General features: G+C 73.2%; 18 protein-coding genes and 8 tRNA genes. 14 read left to right on the top strand and 12 right to left on the bottom strand.

Translation table 11 applies throughout. The features are described 5' to 3' along the window. Positions 1–357: 357 nt before the first annotated feature. Together cobA and ACFW22_RS21465 are read left to right on the top strand one after the other, a co-directional pair. Complete coding sequence (cobA, locus tag ACFW22_RS21470) at positions 358–1,590, top strand: uroporphyrinogen-III C-methyltransferase (protein WP_386406955.1); 1,233 nt, start codon at positions 358–360, stop codon at positions 1,588–1,590. A 76-nt stretch (positions 1,591–1,666) separates the two neighbouring features. Next, positions 1,667–2,554, top strand: coding sequence for a TrmH family RNA methyltransferase (locus tag ACFW22_RS21465; RefSeq protein WP_386406952.1), 888 nt, complete (start codon positions 1,667–1,669; stop codon positions 2,552–2,554). A 258-nt stretch (positions 2,555–2,812) separates the two neighbouring features. On the opposite strand, the gene ACFW22_RS21460 is transcribed toward ACFW22_RS21465, so the two are convergent. Next, positions 2,813–4,006 carry a serine/threonine-protein kinase gene (locus ACFW22_RS21460; protein ID WP_386406949.1) on the bottom strand — a complete coding sequence of 398 codons (1,194 nt, stop codon included), beginning with the start codon at positions 4,004–4,006 and terminating at the stop codon, positions 2,813–2,815. A gap of 514 nt (positions 4,007–4,520) precedes the next feature. Between ACFW22_RS21460 and ACFW22_RS21455 the strand changes: the two genes are divergently transcribed. From ACFW22_RS21455 to ACFW22_RS21445, 3 genes are all read left to right on the top strand, one after another. After that, positions 4,521–4,688 carry a hypothetical protein gene (locus ACFW22_RS21455; protein ID WP_384881576.1) on the top strand — a complete coding sequence of 56 codons (168 nt, stop codon included), beginning with the start codon at positions 4,521–4,523 and terminating at the stop codon, positions 4,686–4,688. Between the two features lie 177 nt (positions 4,689–4,865). After that, on the top strand, positions 4,866–5,846 hold the full coding sequence (locus ACFW22_RS21450; protein WP_386406946.1) for a phosphotransferase family protein: 981 nt from the start codon (positions 4,866–4,868) through the stop codon (positions 5,844–5,846). A 67-nt stretch (positions 5,847–5,913) separates the two neighbouring features. After that, positions 5,914–6,195 carry a zf-TFIIB domain-containing protein gene (locus tag ACFW22_RS21445; protein ID WP_386406943.1) on the top strand — a complete coding sequence of 94 codons (282 nt, stop codon included), beginning with the start codon at positions 5,914–5,916 and terminating at the stop codon, positions 6,193–6,195. A gap of 52 nt (positions 6,196–6,247) precedes the next feature. On the opposite strand, the gene ACFW22_RS21440 is transcribed toward ACFW22_RS21445, so the two are convergent. The 6 genes from ACFW22_RS21440 to ACFW22_RS21415 all read right to left on the bottom strand — a co-directional run bounded on the left by ACFW22_RS21440 (position 6,248) and on the right by ACFW22_RS21415 (position 6,801). Next, a tRNA-Val gene (locus ACFW22_RS21440) sits at positions 6,248–6,322 on the bottom strand. A gap of 26 nt (positions 6,323–6,348) precedes the next feature. Continuing rightward, a tRNA-Val gene (locus ACFW22_RS21435) sits at positions 6,349–6,423 on the bottom strand. 26 nt (positions 6,424–6,449) lie between these two features. Beyond that, positions 6,450–6,524: transfer RNA gene (locus ACFW22_RS21430), tRNA-Val, on the bottom strand. A gap of 18 nt (positions 6,525–6,542) precedes the next feature. Beyond that, positions 6,543–6,614: transfer RNA gene (locus ACFW22_RS21425), tRNA-Val, on the bottom strand. A 1-nt stretch (position 6,615) separates the two neighbouring features. Next, positions 6,616–6,689: transfer RNA gene (locus ACFW22_RS21420), tRNA-Cys, on the bottom strand. Positions 6,690–6,728: 39 nt separating this feature from the next. Continuing rightward, positions 6,729–6,801 (bottom strand) — tRNA-Gly (locus tag ACFW22_RS21415). 289 nt (positions 6,802–7,090) lie between these two features. Here ACFW22_RS21415 and ACFW22_RS21410 point away from each other — a divergent pair. The 3 genes from ACFW22_RS21410 to ACFW22_RS21400 are packed head-to-tail and all read left to right on the top strand — an operon-like array spanning position 7,091 to position 9,867. Further along, entirely contained in the window at positions 7,091–8,158 is a 1,068-nt protein-coding gene (locus ACFW22_RS21410) for a chorismate-binding protein (protein ID WP_386406940.1), read from the top strand. Beyond that, complete coding sequence (locus ACFW22_RS21405; protein WP_386406937.1) at positions 8,155–8,985, top strand: aminotransferase class IV; 831 nt, start codon at positions 8,155–8,157, stop codon at positions 8,983–8,985. The genes ACFW22_RS21410 and ACFW22_RS21405 overlap by 4 nt, the downstream gene beginning before the upstream one ends. Before the next feature lie 42 nt (positions 8,986–9,027). Further along, positions 9,028–9,867 (top strand): GNAT family N-acetyltransferase, encoded by an 840-nt coding sequence (locus ACFW22_RS21400; protein ID WP_386406935.1) that lies wholly within the window; start codon positions 9,028–9,030, stop codon positions 9,865–9,867. A 63-nt stretch (positions 9,868–9,930) separates the two neighbouring features. On the opposite strand, the gene ACFW22_RS21395 is transcribed toward ACFW22_RS21400, so the two are convergent. Then, positions 9,931–10,449: a DsbA family protein gene (locus ACFW22_RS21395; RefSeq protein ID WP_386406932.1), complete on the bottom strand. Its 519-nt coding sequence runs from the start codon at positions 10,447–10,449 to the stop codon at positions 9,931–9,933. A gap of 146 nt (positions 10,450–10,595) precedes the next feature. Here ACFW22_RS21395 and ACFW22_RS21390 point away from each other — a divergent pair, with 146 nt between their 5' ends. Together ACFW22_RS21390 and ACFW22_RS21385 are read left to right on the top strand one after the other, a co-directional pair. Continuing rightward, a complete protein-coding gene (locus ACFW22_RS21390; RefSeq protein ID WP_386406929.1) occupies positions 10,596–11,012 on the top strand; it encodes a hypothetical protein in 417 nt (138 codons plus the stop codon). Between the two features lie 121 nt (positions 11,013–11,133). Then, a complete protein-coding gene (locus ACFW22_RS21385) occupies positions 11,134–11,298 on the top strand; it encodes a hypothetical protein (protein ID WP_386406926.1) in 165 nt (54 codons plus the stop codon). Between the two features lie 14 nt (positions 11,299–11,312). Here the strand turns inward: ACFW22_RS21385 and ACFW22_RS21380 are convergent, their stop codons facing one another. Both ACFW22_RS21380 and ACFW22_RS21375 read right to left on the bottom strand, forming a co-directional pair. Then, positions 11,313–11,870, bottom strand: coding sequence for a CGNR zinc finger domain-containing protein (locus ACFW22_RS21380; RefSeq protein WP_386406923.1), 558 nt, complete (start codon positions 11,868–11,870; stop codon positions 11,313–11,315). A 192-nt stretch (positions 11,871–12,062) separates the two neighbouring features. Then, positions 12,063–12,476 (bottom strand): SsgA family sporulation/cell division regulator, encoded by a 414-nt coding sequence (locus tag ACFW22_RS21375; RefSeq protein WP_015032345.1) that lies wholly within the window; start codon positions 12,474–12,476, stop codon positions 12,063–12,065. Between the two features lie 190 nt (positions 12,477–12,666). On the opposite strand from ACFW22_RS21375, the gene ACFW22_RS21370 reads away from it, so the two are divergent. Further along, entirely contained in the window at positions 12,667–13,089 is a 423-nt protein-coding gene (locus tag ACFW22_RS21370) for a TIGR02611 family protein (RefSeq protein ID WP_386406920.1), read from the top strand. 54 nt (positions 13,090–13,143) lie between these two features. Next, positions 13,144–13,218, top strand: a tRNA-Val gene (locus ACFW22_RS21365). A gap of 50 nt (positions 13,219–13,268) precedes the next feature. Here the strand turns inward: ACFW22_RS21365 and ACFW22_RS21360 are convergent. Then, positions 13,269–15,779: an SCO7613 C-terminal domain-containing membrane protein gene (locus ACFW22_RS21360; RefSeq protein WP_386406917.1), complete on the bottom strand. Its 2,511-nt coding sequence runs from the start codon at positions 15,777–15,779 to the stop codon at positions 13,269–13,271. Between the two features lie 83 nt (positions 15,780–15,862). On the opposite strand from ACFW22_RS21360, the gene ACFW22_RS21355 reads away from it, so the two are divergent. Together ACFW22_RS21355 and ACFW22_RS21350 are read left to right on the top strand one after the other, a co-directional pair. Then, on the top strand, positions 15,863–16,309 hold the full coding sequence (locus tag ACFW22_RS21355) for an SRPBCC family protein (RefSeq protein WP_386406914.1): 447 nt from the start codon (positions 15,863–15,865) through the stop codon (positions 16,307–16,309). Positions 16,310–16,348: 39 nt separating this feature from the next. Then, positions 16,349–16,420: transfer RNA gene (locus ACFW22_RS21350), tRNA-Val, on the top strand. An 88-nt stretch (positions 16,421–16,508) separates the two neighbouring features. Here the strand turns inward: ACFW22_RS21350 and ACFW22_RS21345 are convergent. Further along, the gene (locus ACFW22_RS21345) at positions 16,509–17,237 is read right to left on the bottom strand and encodes a 3'-5' exonuclease (RefSeq protein ID WP_386406911.1); all 729 of its coding nucleotides are present in this window, start codon (positions 17,235–17,237) and stop codon (positions 16,509–16,511) included. Between the last annotated feature and the right edge of the window lie 103 nt (positions 17,238–17,340).

Genomic DNA, 17,340 nt, shown 5'->3' with positions numbered 1-17,340 from the left:
CGGGCCGGGGGGGGCCCCGGGGCCCGGGGCGGGCCGCCCCGCCCACGCCCCCGCGGGGGGGCCCCCCCCCCCGGGGGGGGGGGGGCCCCCCCGACGGGCCGGACGCGGAACGACGGGCGTGCCGCGGGCGGGACGGGCGACTGCCGTGTCGGGCGCCGCGGGCGCTGCGGCGGGACGTTCCGGAGGGATCACCACGGAGAGGGCCCCGATCCACCGGGGGAGATCCCTCACACTCAGCAAACCCCAGGTCACCGATATCGTGACGGTGTACGAACGCGCACGACCGTGTACGAGCCGCTCCATCGCCGCAGCGGCCCCCTCGCCCACACCGCCCGCTTTCCGAGGAGCCGCCCGCCCATGGCACAGAACGCCGAGCACCCTGCCTACCCCGTCGGACTGCGTCTCGCCGGCCGCCGCGTCGTCGTCCTCGGCGGCGGACAGGTCGCCCAGCGCCGCCTCCCGGCCCTGATCGCTGCCGGCGCCGAGATCACGCTGATCTCCCCCTCCGCGACCCCCTCCGTCGACGTGATGGCGGAGACCGGCGAGATCACCTGGCTCAAGCGGAGGTACGAGGACGGAGACCTGGCCGACGCCTGGTACGTGTTGGTCGCGACCAGCGACCCGGCGGCGAACGCCGCTGCCTCCGCCGAGGCCGAGCGGACCCGCACCTGGTGCGTGCGCTCGGACGATGCCGAGGCGGCGACCGCCTGGACCCCGGCAACGGGTCGGGACGCGGGCGTCACGGTGGCCGTGCTCACCGGCCACGACCCGCGTCGCTCGGCCGCCGTGCGCGACGCGATCGTCGAGGGGCTGCGCGACGGTTCGATCGCCGCGCCGGCACATCGCTCCCGCACCCCCTTCGTCGCCCTGGTGGGCGGCGGCCCGGGCGACCCGGACCTGATCACGGTCCGTGGCCGCCGACTGCTCGCGGAGGCCGACGTGGTGATCGCGGACCGGCTCGGTCCGCGCGACCTCCTGGACGAGCTGCCCCCGCACGTCGAGGTCATCGACGCGGCGAAGATTCCGTACGGCCGGTTCATGGCCCAGGAGGCCATCAACAACGCGCTGATCGAGCACGCGAAGGCGGGCAAGTCCGTCGTCCGGCTGAAGGGGGGCGACCCGTTCGTCTTCGGCCGTGGGATGGAGGAGGCCCAGGCGCTGGCCGCCGAGGGCATTGCCTGCACGGTGGTCCCGGGCATCTCCAGTTCGATCTCGGTCCCCGGAGCGGCCGGCATCCCGGTCACGCACCGCGGGGTGGCCCACGAGTTCACGGTGGTGAGCGGCCACGTCGCTCCGGACGATCCGCGCTCGCTGGTCGACTGGGCTTCCCTGGCGAAGCTGACCGGCTCGCTCGTGGTCCTCATGGGCGTCGACAAGATCGGGAAGATCGCCGAGGCGCTCATCGCCCACGGCAAGTCGCCCGACACCCCCCTGGCGCTCGTCCAGGAGGGCACCACGGCGGCCCAGCGCCGGGTGGACGCGACGCTCGCGACGGTCGCGGAGACCGTCAGGGCGCAGGAGGTGCGCCCGCCGGCGGTCATCGTCATCGGCGAGGTCGTCACCGAGGGCCCCGACAAGCTCGTCAGGTAACCGGGGGCGGGGCGGCGAGCCGCTCCACCCCCTCGCACGCATTGGCACCGCACCCCCGACAAGGCAGTATCACCCCGTGGCCGAACTCATCACGATCGACGACCCCGACGACCCGCGCCTGCACGACTACACCGGCCTGACCGACGTCGAACTGCGCCGTAGGCGCGAGCCGGCCGAGGGCCTGTTCATCGCGGAGGGCGAGAAGGTCATCCGCCGCGCCAGACACGCAGGGTACGAGATGCGGTCGATGCTGCTCTCCGCCAAGTGGGTGGACGTCATGCGGGACGTCATCGACGAGGTGCCGGCACCGGTGTACGCGGTCCAGCCGGACCTCGCCGAACGCGTGACCGGCTACCACGTGCACCGGGGCGCCCTGGCCTCGATGCAGCGCAAACCGCTCCCGACCGCGGGCGACCTGCTGCTCGGCGGCCGCCGCGCGGTGACCGCCGCCCCCACCGACACCGGTGCGCAGCCGCCTTCGGACCCACGGGCGGGGCGCCCGGTCCGCCGCGTCGCCGTGTTCGAGGACATCGTCGACCACGCGAACATGGGGGCGGCCTTCCGGAACGCCGCTGCCCTGGGCATCGATGCGGTCCTCCTCACCCCCCGCTGTGCCGATCCCCTCTACCGCAGGTCCGTGAAGGTCTCGATGGGCGCCGTCTTCCAGGTGCCGTGGACCCGTCTGGAGTCCTGGCCGAAGGACGCCGAGCTCCTGCGCACCGCGGGCTTCACGGTCGCCGCGCTCTGCCTGAGCGACCGGGCGATCACCCTGGACGAGCTGGGTGCGCGGAAGTACGACAAGCTCGCACTGGTCTTCGGCACGGAAGGCGACGGCCTCACCCCCGAGGCCCTCGCAGCGGCCGACGAGCACGTTCGCATTCCGATGGATGCGGGCGTCGACTCCCTCAACGTAGCGGCCGCCTCGGCGGTGGCCTTCTACGCCATTCGCTCCCGAGCCGTCTGACGCCGGCGGTACGGTCCGCACCGTCCGGAGCGGGTCGGAGAGCAGGCTGTCCGGGCGTCCCCGTCCGCCCGGACCGTCCGACGACGTCCCCGTCCGCCCCGGACCGTACCGCCGGCGTCCCCGACGTTCCGCGACGAGGGCGGGCCGTAACCCTCCGCCCCGAAGGCGCACGTCCCACGGCGGAGGGCGTCCGCCGGAGGCGCTTCGCCCCACGGTCCTCCGAGGCCCCGACGGCCGGGGCGGCCGTGGCCCCGACCGCTAGTTCTGGAGGGCCTGGGCGGCGGCGATCCCGAGGGCCACGAGGAGCGTCACCACGACGAACACGAAGAGCCGCTGCCGCAGCAGCCGGGGATTGGCGGGGCGGCGACCCGTGGACGTGGAACGGACCCCGGGGCGGGTGCCGGACCGGGACTGCGGCCCCCGGGACCCAGCGGTCCGAGGCCCCGCCGAAGAGCGTGCGGACGTACCGGCTGCGCGTCCCTGGCCGCGGTCGCGCTCCGCACCCCGCTCGGTGCCGCGCTCCGTGCCGCGGCCCGGCACGTCCCGCTCGGTGTACCGCTCGGTCGGCCGCACGGCGTGCCGTTCCTCGACCCGCTCCCGCTGCACCGGCGGGCGCGAGGCCGGCAGCCCCTGCGCCTCGCGCGCAGCGATCTCCTTCAGCCGCATCGACAGCTGCAGCGTGCTGGGCCGGTCCTCCGGGTCCTTGGCGAGGCAGGCCCGAATCAGCGGTGCCAGCGCGTCCGGCACTCCGTGCAGCTGCGGCTCCTCGTGCACGACCCGGTAGAGCATGACCTCGGAACTGCCGTGCCCGAAGGGGGAGTCGGCCATCGCCGCGTACGCCAAGGTGGCCCCGAGCGAGAACACGTCGGTGGCCGGGGTGACGGCCGCACCGCGCACCTGCTCCGGTGCGAGGAAGCCGGGGGAACCGACGGCCGTGCCCACGTGGGTCAGGGTGCTGGCCCCGGTGGCCCAGGCGATGCCGAAGTCGATGATGCGGGGGCCCTTGGGGGAGAGCAGGATGTTCGAGGGCTTCAGGTCCCGGTGCACCACGCCGGCCTCGTGGACGGCGACGAGACCCTCCGAGAGCGCCGCCCCGATCGAGGCGACGTCGGCCGCGCGCAGGGGACCCTCCTCGGCCACCCGGTCGTGCAGTGAGGGGCCGGGCACGTACTGGGTGGCGAACCAGGGGCGGTCGGCCTCGAGGTCGGCGGCGACGAGACGGGCGGTGCAGCCGCCGCGGATCCTCCGGGCCGCGGACACCTCGCGCGCGAACCGGGAGCGGAACTCCTGGTCCTCGGCCAGATCGGGCCGGATCACCTTCAGCGCCACCCGCTGTCCGCGCCGATCGGACCCCAGGTACACGACGCCCATACCGCCGGCCCCCAGCCTGCGGTGGAGCCGGAACGACCCGACGATCCGCGGATCCTCGCGCCGGAGCCGCATCATCGCCATGTCCGTCCCCTCGTCCGTTCGACGTGGCACAGCTTACGTAGTGGCGCCCGCACGCGCTCATAGGCCGCGCCCTCGCACCGCATCGATTGTCAGTACCGAGGGGGACGCGGAAGTCGTCCCGGTGACCCGCGGGCGCACCAAACCCCTTTCACCGAAACCCACTTGACGGGAAGCCGCGGAAGGGGTCCGGCGCTCCGGCGAGGGGGTCCCCCGCCCCCGCGGCCCGGCCACAGACGAGGGGCCCGGGGGAGTGAGCGAAGTCACGCCCCCGGGCCGGCTCCGGGTGCCTCTCCAGGTGCCCCTCCGGGAAGACCCCGGGTTCCGGGTCCCCCCTCTCCACCCAGGGGAGTACACGGTGCGGGTGGACGTCATCCTCCGGGAGGCCAGGAAGTCGGTACGCGGGCATGACGTCTCGATGCCCGCCGCTTCCTAGTCTTGAGGTCAAGCGGCGGGTGCAGCACTCGTCCCCCGAGATCACGCACCCGCCGCTCCGGAACACGGCAGGAGAGGACCCATGGCCCACACGGCACCGAGGACGACCACCCGGCCTTCGAGCCGACGTCACCCCCTGGTGGCCATCGCCATGGTCCTCCCTCTCGCGACCCTGCTCGTGGTCGTCTTCGGCGGCTGGGACGCGGTGGTCACACAGGCGTCGTCCGTGGGCGTGATGCTGGGGCGCTGAGCGGCGCCCCCGGCCCGGGAGAGCGGCCCGGGTCGGGACATCCGACCATCAGCCCCGTGGGGACGGGGGTGCGGCGGACGACAGCGCGAGGCCGGTCAGCTGGGGAGCTGACCGGCCTTCGCGCGTTCCCGGAGGTCACCGTCGAGGGGACCGGCTCCCACCCCGTACGCTCCCGGCGTGGACCCCGCACCCCCGACGCCCCAGGCCGCCCCCTCCCCGCCCCCCGGCCAAGGCCTCCTCGACGGCCTTGCCGCCCTCGCGCACACCGCCGCGCACCCCGCAGGCGCGTCCTGCCGCTGTGCGCGCGGTCTCGTCGGGGTGCTGGCCGACCGGGACGACGGGAGCGTCGTCCGGCACGGCGCGCTCGTCGCCAAGGCGCACGCGCCCGACACCGACCCCGGGGCCCACCGGGCGCGGTTCGCGCTGGCCGCCCACCCGGACGTCGCCGGGGTCTTCCTGCCCCCGCTGCCTTCGCCGCGGTCGGGCTCCGGGGACCTGGCCGGTCGGCCGGTGACCCTCTGGCCGTACGGACCGCCCGTCGACCCCGAGGACCCGGACGCCGCACCGTGGGAGGCGGCGGCGCGACTGCTCGCCCTGCTCCACCGCACCCCGCCGCCGCGCGACCACGCCGATCGGCTCCCGGAGATGCGGGCACCGGCGAAGGCGGCCCTCGCCGTGGACCGGATGCGCCGGACGGCCCCGCGCCACCCGGCGGCCTCCCTGGTCCTGAACGCCTGGCGGACGGTGCCGGACCGCCCGACGTTGACTCCCCGGCTCCTCTGCCACGGCGACTTCCACCTCGGCCAACTGGTGCGCGACGTCCGCTCGTGGCCCGAAGCGCCCTGGCGGCTCATCGACGTCGACGACGTAGGTCTCGGAGACCCGGCTTGGGACCTGGCCCGGCCCGCCGCCTGGTTCGCGGCCGGCATCCTTCCCCCTGAGGTCTGGTCCCGGTTCCTCGGGGCCTACCAGGGGGCGGGCGGTCCCGCGGTGGGCACCGACCCATGGGACCGGCTCGACGTGCCCGCCCGGGCCCTGACCGTCCAGACCGCCGCCCTGGCCCTCGTCAAGTCCACGACCGAAGGGCGGCCGTTGGACGAGGTCGAGCAAGTGATGATCGACACCTGCGCCCGCATCGCCGCCCGTCGAACCGGGTAGGCCCTTTCGGCGTCCACGTAAGGTGAGGCCACCATTCACACGGCGATGTCAGGGAGTTGAGCCGAGCATGCAGTGTCCCAAGTGCCATGCGGCCATGCACACGTACAACCGCAACGGCGTCCAGATCGAGCAGTGCAGCGGCTGCCGGGGCATATTCCTGGACTACGGCGAGCTGGAGGCTCTGACCCGCCTGGAGTCCCAGTGGGGCCAGCAGGTCCCGCCCGCACCGCCGGCCTACCCGGCACAGCCCGCCCCGCCCGCTCCTTCCTGGGGCGCCCCCCACAAGGGGCACCACGGCGGCCACCACTACCGTCAGCGGGGCTTCGGCAGGATGCTCTTCTCGTCCTGACCGGAGACGGAAGGGCCCCCGGCCGCGAGTTGCGGCCGGGGGCCCTTCCACATGGTGCGCGATACTGGGATTGAACCAGTGACCTCTTCCGTGTCAGGGAAGCGCTCTCCCGCTGAGCTAATCGCGCGGGGACACCCGAGGGTGTATGGATCGTGGTGCGCGATACTGGGATTGAACCAGTGACCTCTTCCGTGTCAGGGAAGCGCTCTCCCGCTGAGCTAATCGCGCGGGGACACCCGAGGGTGTGTGGATCGTGGTGCGCGATACTGGGATTGAACCAGTGACCTCTTCCGTGTCAGGGAAGCGCTCTCCCGCTGAGCTAATCGCGCGGGGATCCGAAGATCCAGTGGACGATACTGGGATTGAACCAGTGACCTCTTCCGTGTCAGGGAAGCGCTCTCCCGCTGAGCTAATCGTCCTTGGAGGTGGAGACGGGATTTGAACCCGTGTAGACGGCTTTGCAGGCCGTTGCCTCGCCTCTCGGCCACTCCACCAGGAGTGAATACGGGGGTTCGGGAAGATCCCCCACATCGAGCGGACGACGAGATTCGAACTCGCGACCCTCACCTTGGCAAGGTGATGCTCTACCAACTGAGCCACGTCCGCTTGTCGTTTCCGATCCGCTTGCGCGTCCCGGCGACGTGTTGAACTCTAGCGGATTCCTGGGCCAGTACAAAAACGCGTTTCCGCAGCGTGCTGACCTGCGCGCCCTTCGGTGCGCCCGGTGGGTCTCCACGGAGGGTTCGTGCGGCGTTCACTCACCGTGTTCCCGGAGGTGCGGGGAGCCCCGCCGGGCGCACCGTCCGATCTCCCACTCCCTTCCGTGGCGCCACGGGTTCCGGCGTTCCTCCGTGCACGACCCGTGCCCGCGCCCCGGCGGACCTAGACTCGACGCGTGTACGACCTTGCTCCCCTGGCCCGCTTCGGCGGCCTCGTCGCGACCGACCTCCGGGACGTCACCCACGACCCCGAGGCGCTGGACTCCGCAGGCTTCTGGGCCGTCTGCGCGGACTTCGAAGGGCGCCTCACCTGCGCGCGCTTCGGGGACGTCCGGCCCGATCCGGTCCCCGCGCCCGTCCCGGGTGCCTGGCGCGGTCCCGCGGCCGGTGACTGGGTGTCCTCGCTCGACCGCGCCGCGTACACCGCGGGTGTCCGGCGGGTGCGCGAGCACATCGCGCGCGGCGAGGTCTACCAGGCGAACCTCTGCCGGGTGCTGACCGCCCCCTTGCCGGATCCGGGCACCGCTGATGTGGACGCACTCACCGCCCTCCTCGCCCGGGGGAACCCCGCTCCCTATGCCGGAACGATCCGCCTGCCCGCCCACGGGGTGGAGATCGCCACCGCCTCTCCCGAGCTCTACCTGCGCCGCACGGGCACGCGGATCGCTTCGGGGCCCATCAAGGGCACCGGACGCACCGTGGCGGACCTCCTGCCCAAGGACCACGCGGAGAACGTGATGATCGTCGACCTGGTCCGCAACGACCTGGGGCGGGTCAGCGCGACCGGTTCGGTCGCGGTCCCCGACCTCTGCGCGGTCGAGGAGCACCCCGGCCTCGTCCACCTGGTCTCCACCGTGACGGGGGTGCTCCGCGAGGACGCCGGTTGGCCCGAACTGCTCGCCGCCACCTTCCCGCCGGGCTCCGTCACCGGCGCGCCCAAATCCAGTGCACTGCGGATCATCGAGGCCCTGGAGGCCGCACCCAGGGGCCCCTACTGCGGGGGCATCGGCTGGGTCGACGCCGATGCGCGCACCGCGGAGCTCGCCGTCGGCATCCGCACCTTCTGGATCGACCGTCCCGAGGGGGTGCTCCGCTTCGGGACGGGGGCCGGGATCACCTGGGGCTCCGACCCGGAACGCGAGTGGGAGGAGACCGAGCTGAAGGCGGACCGGCTGGTCGCGATAGCGTCGGGCGCCTACGAGTCGGACGCCCGTGGGGCGAGCGAAAGGGCCACTCCTCGATGAAACTCTGGGTCAACGGTGGGCTGCGCGATGCGGAGGCCGCAACGGTATCCGTCCTGGACCACGGACTGACCGTCGGTGACGGCGTCTTCGAGACGGTCAAGGCGGAGCGTGGAGAAACGTTTGCTCTCACGCTCCACCTGGAACGGCTCGCCCGCTCCGCCCTCGGCCTCGGCCTGCCCGAACCCGATCTCGACGAGGTCCGCCGCGCCTGCGCCGCGGTCCTCGAGGCCAATCCGATGGAGCTCGGTCGACTCCGCATCACGTACACCGGAGGGCTCTCCCCGCTGGGCTCCGAACGCGGTGACGCCGGAACCAGCCTGGTCGTCGCCCTCGGCGAGACGGGGCGGCGCCCGGACACCACGGCCGTGATCACCGTCCCCTGGACCCGCAACGAGCGCGGAGCCCTCACGGGCCTCAAGACCACCTCGTACGCCGAGAACGTCATGGCCCTCGCCAGGGCAAGGGAGGCCGGTGCCTCCGAGGCGCTCTTCGCCAACACGACGGGGCAGCTCTGCGAGGGCACCGGCTCCAACATCTTCGTCGTGGTCGACGGTCGGATCCTCACCCCGCCCGTCTCTTCCGGCTGCCTCGCGGGCATCACCCGGGCCCTCGCCGTGCAGTGGACCGGCGCGGAGGAGGTCGAGCTGCCGTTCGAGGTGCTGGAGGGCGCCGACGAGGTCTTCCTGACCTCGACCCTCCGGGACGTCCAGGCCGTGCACCGGGTCGACGGCCGCGCGCTCACGGGTGCCCCCGGCCCCGTGACCGCCAAGGCGATGCGCGTCTTCGACGAGCGCGCAGCGGCGAACCGGGAACCGGAGCTCGGTTGAATCCGGATGACGTACCGGCGCGGGGTGGGTAGAACACGGGGGATGACCACCACCCTGCGGCCGTCCGAGCCGCTTCAGCAGTCCGCCGACGGCGGCCGTTCCCGCACCTACGACATCTGCGTCAACAGCCGCCGGGTCGGCTCCGTCCACGTGGCCACCGACCCGGCCTTCGGGGCCGCATCGGGCCTGATCGAACGCCTCCGGGTCGAGGAGCCGGATCGCGGTCGGGGCCGGGGCACCGTGGCCGCGCTCGCCTCCGAGGAGGTGCTGCGGAGCTGGGGGTGCGGTGAGGTGCAGGTCTCGGTGCCCGCGGACGCCGAGGCCGCGCTGCGGTTGGCCCGCTCGCTCGGCTACACCGAGCGCAGTCGGAACATGGCCAAGGAACTGCCGGCGGCGCCGCCCGCCCTGCCGGAGGGCTTCGCGCACCGGCCGGTCACGGAGCCGGAGTTCGAGGAGTGGTCGGCCAGGTCCCGCGCCGCCTTCGCACAGAGCTGGATCGACCGGGGCGTCCCGGAGGAGCAGGCGCTCGCCAAGGCGGAGGACGGCCGCCGCCGGTTCCTCCCGCAGGGCCTGGCCACCCCGGGCGTGACGGTTGTCGTCGGTCTGCGCGACGGACGGGTGGTGGGCCATCTGTGGGTGGGCCGGATGGAGCGCGATCCGGGGGCCGGCACGGCCTTCGTCTTCGAGGTCGAGGTCGTGGAGGGGGAGCGCGGCAAGGGGTACGGCAGGGCGCTCATGCTGCTCGCCGAGCACATGGCCCTGGACGCCGGGGAGCGGCTCGTCGCACTGCACGTGTTCGCAAACAACACCCCGGCCATCCGGCTCTACGAGTCGCTCGGCTACCGGACGACGTGCATCAACAGCGCGAAGCCCCTCTTGTAGGGGCCGCCCCGCGGGGAGGTGTCGGCCTCGGCGCTGACCCCTTCACCAGGCTGCCGCGGTCGCTCAGGCCCCGCCGAGGAGGCGGTCGGCGATCTGCTCGATCCGCTCCCGCAGCCCCTCCTGGCTCTGCCCGCCGTCCAGTCGCTCGCCGCCGATGACATAGGTCGGAGTGCCGGTGACCTTGATGGCCTTGCCCTCGGCCTCGTCGGCGTCCACGGTCAGCAGGTGCCGACCGTCGATCAGGGCGGTGTCGAACTCCTCTGCGTCCAGGCCGAGTTCCGTTGCCACTTCCAGGAGGAGCGGTTCGCCCCGCTCGCCGAGCTCGGCCGTCCGTGCCAGCAGGGCCTCCGCGTACGGCCACCCCTTGCCCTGTTCGACCGCCTCCTCGACGGCCTGGGCGGCGGCGTACGCGTGCTTGTGCTTGGCCAGCGGGAAGTGTCGCAGCTGGACGTCGAGCCGATCGCCGTACTTCTCCCGCAGCGCACGGACGTCGCCGAGGGCCCGGAAGCAGTCGGGGCACTGGAGGTCGAACCACGCCTCCAGGACGACGGCCGGGGAGGGGGTGGTGGTGGAGTCGTTCATGTCAGCAGTCTCCCACTGGGGCTGGAGGAGGAGCCCCGGTGGGGGCGACCCGGAGATCTCCCTGAGACCGGTGGTGGGGCATGGCCCCGGGCGGCCCCGGCGGTGCAGGATGGAAGGGACGTATCGTCCGGCACCTGGAGGACCGCATGCTTGCCGAGACCATCTGTTCCGCGGCGTCCGCGGCGGGCCTGGGCATCGCCGCGATCTCGGCGTACCGGAAGCGCTTCCTGACCGCCGCCCGGATCGCCGCCTACGCCCTGGTGCCGCTCGGCCTGGTGATGACCGGCGCCGTCGACTGGATCGCCGACACGGCGTTCAGTCCGGTGGCCTGGGCGGGCTTCGGCGTGCTCGGCGCCGCCTGGTTGCTGTTCCTGTCCACCCGGGCCGTGGAGCGGCGCAGGGCCGGCCGTCCCCAGGGCGTCGGAGGGGCCGCTCCCGGAGCCGTGGCCCCGGCCGCATCGGCACCTGCGCGCGCCGTGACGGCGAAGCCGCAGGCCGCCGACCGGTCCGCCGGTGAGGACTTCAGTGACATCGAAGCGATTCTGAAGAAGCACGGAATCTGACCGCTTCTGACGATTCGGGTGTCCGTCCCCGTTCGGTGATCCACGGGAAGGAGTGAACTGCCCCTGCGATGAGGTGTGTTGCGGGATGCGTGGGTGCCGCGTGCGCCATCATCCCTTCGAGATGCTGGATACCTCGCGGGAGCCCGTCCCCGCCACCACTGACACCCCTGCCGAAGAGCCCCGCGGTTGCCTGTTCGCGCTCTCCCAACCGCCGCTGATGATTTTCCTCGGGGTGATCGGCTGCCTACTCCTGGTCGCCGCCGTACACGATCTCTTCCTGCTGTGACCCCGGGAGAGGGGTCAGCCCGCCGCTTCCTTGCGGCGGGCCCGGTACGCAGCCACGTGGAGCCGGTTGCCGCAGGTGCGGCTGTCGCAGTAACGGCGCGAGCGGTTGCGCGAGAGGTCCACGAAGGCCCTGCCGCAGTCCGGTGCTTCGCAACGCCGCAGCCGCTCCTGCTCGCCCGCCACGACGATGAAGGCGAGGGCCATGCCGCAGTCGGCCGCGAGGTGGTCGGCCACCGAGGCGCCCGGTGCGAAGTAGTGCACGTGCCAGTCGTAGCCGTCGTGGTCGGTGAGCTGGGGGGTGGTGCCCGCGCCCGCCACCAGCTGGTTGATCAGCGGGGCGGCGATCCGCGCCTCGGGGGCGGAGAAGACGGCGGCGAACTTCTCGCGCACCTCGTGCACGGCGCGTAGGTCGTCGGGGCCGAGTGCCCCCACGCCGCTGACCTTGTGTGTGCGCAGGAACGCATGGAGTTCGAGTACGTCCGCGAGCGCGTCGTCGCGGTCGCCCTGAGGTGCGGTGTTCATCAGATCGACGACGGTGTCGAGGGCGATCCGGGTGTCGTGAGGGATCAGCACGATTCGCTCCCTGGCCGGCCGCGGGCGGGTGCCCGCGGAATGGCGCTGACTCTAGCGCGCCCCGGAAAAGCGCACCGACGCCCACCACCGCGCTGGCTGCGCGGGAGTGGGCGTCGGATCTCGTGCCTGTGTGGTTGACCGCGCGGCGCCGTCTCCCCGAGTCGGACGGCGCCGTGCGGTGATCGACCTGGCTCAGCTGTCGGCCAGGATGTGGGAGAGCTCCGTATCGAGATCGAAGTGCCGGTGCTCGGTGCCCGGTGGCACGGCGGCGTCGGTCCTCTTGAGGAACGACTCCAGGGCCCTCGCCGGGGCCTCGAGCAGGGCTTCTCCCTCGGGAGAGCTCAAAGCGATGCAGACGACTCCCTGACCGTGACTGCGGGACGGCCAGACGCGGACGTCGCCCGTGCCGGTGGGCCGGTGCAGCCCCTCGGCGAGAAGGTCGCGGGCGAAAACCCATTCGACCGTCTCTTCGGCTCCGGTGTGGAAGGTGGCGTGCACGGCATACGGATCGGCCGTGTCATACCGCAGGCCCGCGGGTACAGGCAGTGAGGACTCGCTCGACACAACGAGGCGCAGGTGCAGCTCGCAGCTGACCGTGGTGTTCATAAGCGCCAGGGCCTTTCGCTCAGTGTGCGCTCGGGGATTCGCACGTCGGCGAAATCGACATGCCACCTCCGGTGCCGTTGTAAACCCCTCTGTCGTTTTTGTGGGTGTTCAGGTCGCTCGTATGGATGCGTGTGACCTGGGGTAATGCCGCCGTTCCGGTAGGGCCCCGCCGTCCGGTAGGTTGGGCGGCATGAATGCGGAGAGTGACGAGCGTACGGGGGAGTCCGCAGGCGGTCAGGAGGCCGAACTGGGATCCCGCGCGCCGGAGTTCATCAAGTCGCGCAGGGGGCTGCACCTGAGCTGGCAGGTCGGCGTCTTCATCGTCGGACTGGCCGTGGTCGGCGCCGGAGTGGTGATGCTGCCGCTCCCCGGTCCCGGCTGGCTGGTCATCTTCGCCGGCATGGCGATCTGGGCGACCGAGTTCGTCTGGGCGCAGCTCGTGCTGCGCTGGACCAAGCGCAAGGTCACCGAGGCTGCGCAGCGGGCCCTCGACCCCAAGGTCCGCCGCCGCAACATCATCCTCACCGTCACCGGTCTGGTGATCGTCGCCGTCCTGCTCGGCGTCTACCTGTGGAAGTTCGGCTTCGTCATGCCGTGGAAGATCGACGAGTGATCCGCGGGTGGTTCGGTACCCCCGCTGACATGGGGTAATGTTTGCCGTGCGCCCGGGCGATTAGCTCAGTGGGAGAGCACTTCGTTCACACCGAAGGGGTCACTGGTTCGAACCCAGTATCGCCCACCACCCGGATCGAAGGCCCGGAGACGGAACAACGTCTCCGGGCCTTCGGCGCATCACCGCATCCGCATCAGCCGCTCCCGCAGCCCCTTGGCGTCCCGCAGCCGCTGTTCGTAGGTGGCGCCCGTCGCGAGCAGCAGCAGGCCCGCCAGGGCCGGCGGGAGCCAGCGCGGAAGCGCGCCCACCACCTGCACCACGTACGGTGCCAGCTCGTGCAAGCCGTCCAGGGCGAGCACCGCACCGCCCAGCACCAGCAGAGCCTGCAGCCGGAACCGGGCGCCGAGCAGCGTCACCGCGAGCGCCGCCACCCCCAGGACCAGCGGCCGGACCCACCCCTGGTCCGTCCAGGCCGCCAGGAGGCTCGGGACCAGCGTCACCGCGAGGCCGGGGCCGTACGCCGTCCACGAGGAGGCCGCGGGGTCCCGCCGCCGCCGCGAGAGTCCGACGACCAGTGCCGGCACGGTCACCGGGAGCGCGTACGCCTCCGGAGCCGTCACGTCCCAGACGGCGAGCCGCACCCATGCGGCCAGGAGGAACAGCACGGCGGCCGTCCAGGAGGCCGACCGGCGCCGCTCCGGTCGTAGTGCCGTCGCCGACGCGATCACTCCGCAGAGGGCGAGTGCGAGCGCCAGGAAGGCGGGACGAGGGGCGGTGATACCGAGGGCGAGCACCCCGACGGCCGCGCCGGCGACCTCGGCGGGCAGGCCCACCGGTCGCGGGGCCCTGGAGGCGACTGCGGCGGTCCCCGCCGGCACCAGCAGCAGGGCGAGCGCCGTCCAGTGGTCCTCGAATCCGCCGGCAGCCGCCACCGCGGACACCGTTCCGGCCGCCGCGAGCACCGCCGTGGCGGCGGACGCCCCCCGGCGGGCGTCCGCGCCGAGCACCGCGACCCCCGAGAACAGTGCGAACACCGCGCCGAGCACGAGGAAGGTGGCCGTCCGGACGTCCAGGGCCAGGGCGACCGCATCCACGGCGGACGCCAGGCCGACGGCGAAGGCGCCCCACCCGAGAGCGGTTCCGGGCCGCACCACGGGTGCTTGCCCCCGCGGCCGGGCCGGTGCGGGAGCGCCGGCCCGCACCGCCGGTGACCCGGCGGCGTGCAGGCCGCGTGTCAGGGGGGCCGGGACGACCGCGCACCACAGGGCCGCCGCGGTGGTGAGCACCTGGAGGGCGAGCGTCGCCGGGTACGGGAGGCCGAGGGAGACCGGCAGGGCCGTGAGGAGCGCCCACGCCAGGCAGAGGGACCCGCAGCGTGCCCAGAGCCGGGGGAGGACCGCCAGGGAAGCGGCCGCAGCCGCCAGCACCAGGACCGCGGTCGACGGGTACGGGTCCAGGAGGGGAGCGCCGTGCTCGCCCGACCAGGCCTCCGTCCTGCGGACCACCGGTCCGAGCGCCCCGGCCGCCACCGGCGGCAGCGCCCATGCGACGCCGAGCGCCGCCACCGCGGCCCCGGCCCCGGCCAGCCCGGTCCGGAGGCCCCCCGGGAGTCGCCGCAGGGCCCCGGTGGCCGTTCCCCGGTCGCCGCCGGGTCGGTCCGTCCCCGGTGCGCCGTGATCCGCCCTCCCCGTACCGGAGTCCTCGCCCGCCGGGTCCGTGGGGCGCCACAGCAGCGCCAGTGCCAGCGCGCAGGACGCGTAACCCGGGACCCACCAGTCGGCGGGGAGCGCCGTGCGCAGGAGGCCGCCGAAGGCGGCCAGGACGGCCAGGCCCGCGACCACCGAGAAGGCCACGGTGACGGCGGGGACGCGCCACGCCGCGCACAGCGCCACCACCGCCCCTGCGAGGAGGAGCAGCGCGCCGCTCCCGGGGGAGACGAGGGAGAGCCGCCCGCCCTCCAGCAGGGCCCAGCCGCCCAGGGGCGTGCCGACGGTGGCCGCAGTGACCCGCACCGCGGCCGGTCGGGCCCACAGGACCGCCGCCGCGTCCGCCGTCGCGGTGAGGAGCGCCGCCCAGGCGACGGCCGTCGGACCGCCGCCGGCCGCGAGCACGCCCAGCGGCAGCGGTAGCTGCGCCGCGACCACGGCCGACGGGAGCGGCAGCCGCAGCCGGGGCAGCGCAGAGCCGTACGCCGTCCACGCGCCCGCGAGGACCGTCGCGGCGGCCGCCGCGTACCCCGGGCCGTCCGTCCCGGGCAGTGCCACTCGGTGCAGCGCGTACGCGTCGAGCACCATCAGCACCAGGCCGAGCGCCGCCACCGACTCGGCCGTCGACACCAGCTCCCTGCGCAACAGCGCCACCGGTGCCGCGAGGGCCGCGGTCGTCACCGCGGCCAGGACCGTTGCACGGGCACCGATCCCCATCGAGCCCCAGCTCACCAGGGTGAAGGCGACCGCCGCGATGGTCAGCAGGGTGCCGCCGAGCACCAGGAGCACGTTCTGCGCGCTCCTGGGCGTCGAGTCCGCCGTCGCCGGTTGTTGCTTCGACGGGTCCGCCGTCGGGCCCGGCGCGTACAGCACCCGGATCAGCCAGGCGCGACGGGCCAGCAACTGGGAACGACGCGCGTCGAGTCGAGCCAGCTCGCGGTCGACGAGCGCCAGCTCGTCGGCGGGCGGCAGGGAGTTGTCCATACCCGGAGTGTGGCGCCGGACACAGCGGGCGGGAATGCGTCCCGGTACTCAGATTCCCGCCTGAGTACGCCCACACTGGGGGCATGGACTGGTGCCGGTACCGCTTCCGCTGCGTCTGGCGGCTCCCCGCCCCGCCCGATGCCGTCTACGCCGTGCTCGAACGCGTCGAGGAGTACCCCGGGTGGTGGCCCCAGGTCCGGGAGGTCGTTCCCCTCGACGACACCACCGGAGCGGCCCGCTTCCGCTCGGTGCTCCCCTATGACCTCCTGGTCACCGCACGGGCCCTGCGCCGCGACCCGGTGACCCGCGTCCTGGAAGTCGGCCTCGGCGGTGACCTGGAGGGCTGGGCCCGTTGGACCCTCGTTCCGGACGGGGGCGGTACCCGCGCGCTGTACGAGCAGGAGGTCGAGGTCCGGGCCCGGCTCCTGCGGGTCCTCGCCGTTCCCGGACGGCTCCCCTTCCGCGCCAACCACGCCCTGATGATGCGTGCCGGGCGTCGCGGGCTCGCCGCCCGCCTGCGCGCGGTTTGAAGGAAGGGCGCGAAGGCCTGTATGGTTCAACCCGTTCCCGGGCGATTAGCTCAGCGGGAGAGCACTTCGTTCACACCGAAGGGGTCACTGGTTCGATCCCAGTATCGCCCACCGGGAGAGGCCGGTCCGCCGCAAGGCGGACTGGCCTCTGTCATGTGACGGCGCGACACGACCGGTGCCGTTCCCCGCTCCCGAGCGGTCACGCCGCGGTGCGCAACTCCGGCCGGAGCGGCCATGCCGGGTCCACCGTCTCCGGCGTCCCCTGCCGGGTGAACCAGGCCTGGAGCCCCCGTGCCTGTGCCGCGTGCCAGACCGCCTGGAGCGTGTGGAGCTCCGCCGGCGTCAGCCGTTCGAGCCGGGTCGAGAAGCGCCGCGCCACCGCCCGTACGACGTCCAGCGCCGCCGTTGCGTCCGCCGCCGCATCGTGCGCGCCCGTCAGCTCCACCTCGTAGTGGGCGCAGAGGTCCGTCAGCGTCCTGCGGCCCTTCCGGTAGCGGTCCAGGTGCTTGTCCAGGACCCGCGGATCGAGCACGCACAAGGGACTGGCCGCCGTGTAGTTCGCCAGCGTTGACGCCCGGTGCCGGCGCAGTTCGCGGTCCAGCATCGTGAGGTCGAACGGGGCATTCATCACCACCAACGGCCGTCCCGCCGCGGACTGTTCGGCCAGCGCCCGCCCCACCTCCTCCATCACCGGAGCCGGCCACCGGCCGTTCCGCTGGAGGTGGTCGTCCGTCAGGCCGTGGATCGCCGTCGCCCCTTCCGGCACGGGCACGCCGGGATTGACCAGCCAGCGCGTCACCCGCGGGCGTGCCCCTTCCGCGTCCTGGACGACGAGGGCGGCCGAGACGATCCGGTCCTCCTCGACGTCAACTCCCGTGGTCTCCGTGTCGAAAGCGGCCAGGGGCCCTTCGTACCAGTGCATCGTCATCCCCGAACTCCCTGCACGTGTGCGGCAGATGGCCAACCCCCTGCCCGAAACGGTGATACCCGGACTGTTTGCGCCGTACGCGGACCGGTCACAACACAAGGGA

It is taken from the genome of Streptomyces sp. NPDC058872, assembly GCF_042743065.1.
Classification (GTDB): Bacteria; Actinomycetota; Actinomycetes; order Streptomycetales; family Streptomycetaceae; genus Streptomyces.
Note: the sequence above shows the minus strand (reverse complement) of the source record. Positions and strands in the feature narration are given on the sequence as shown.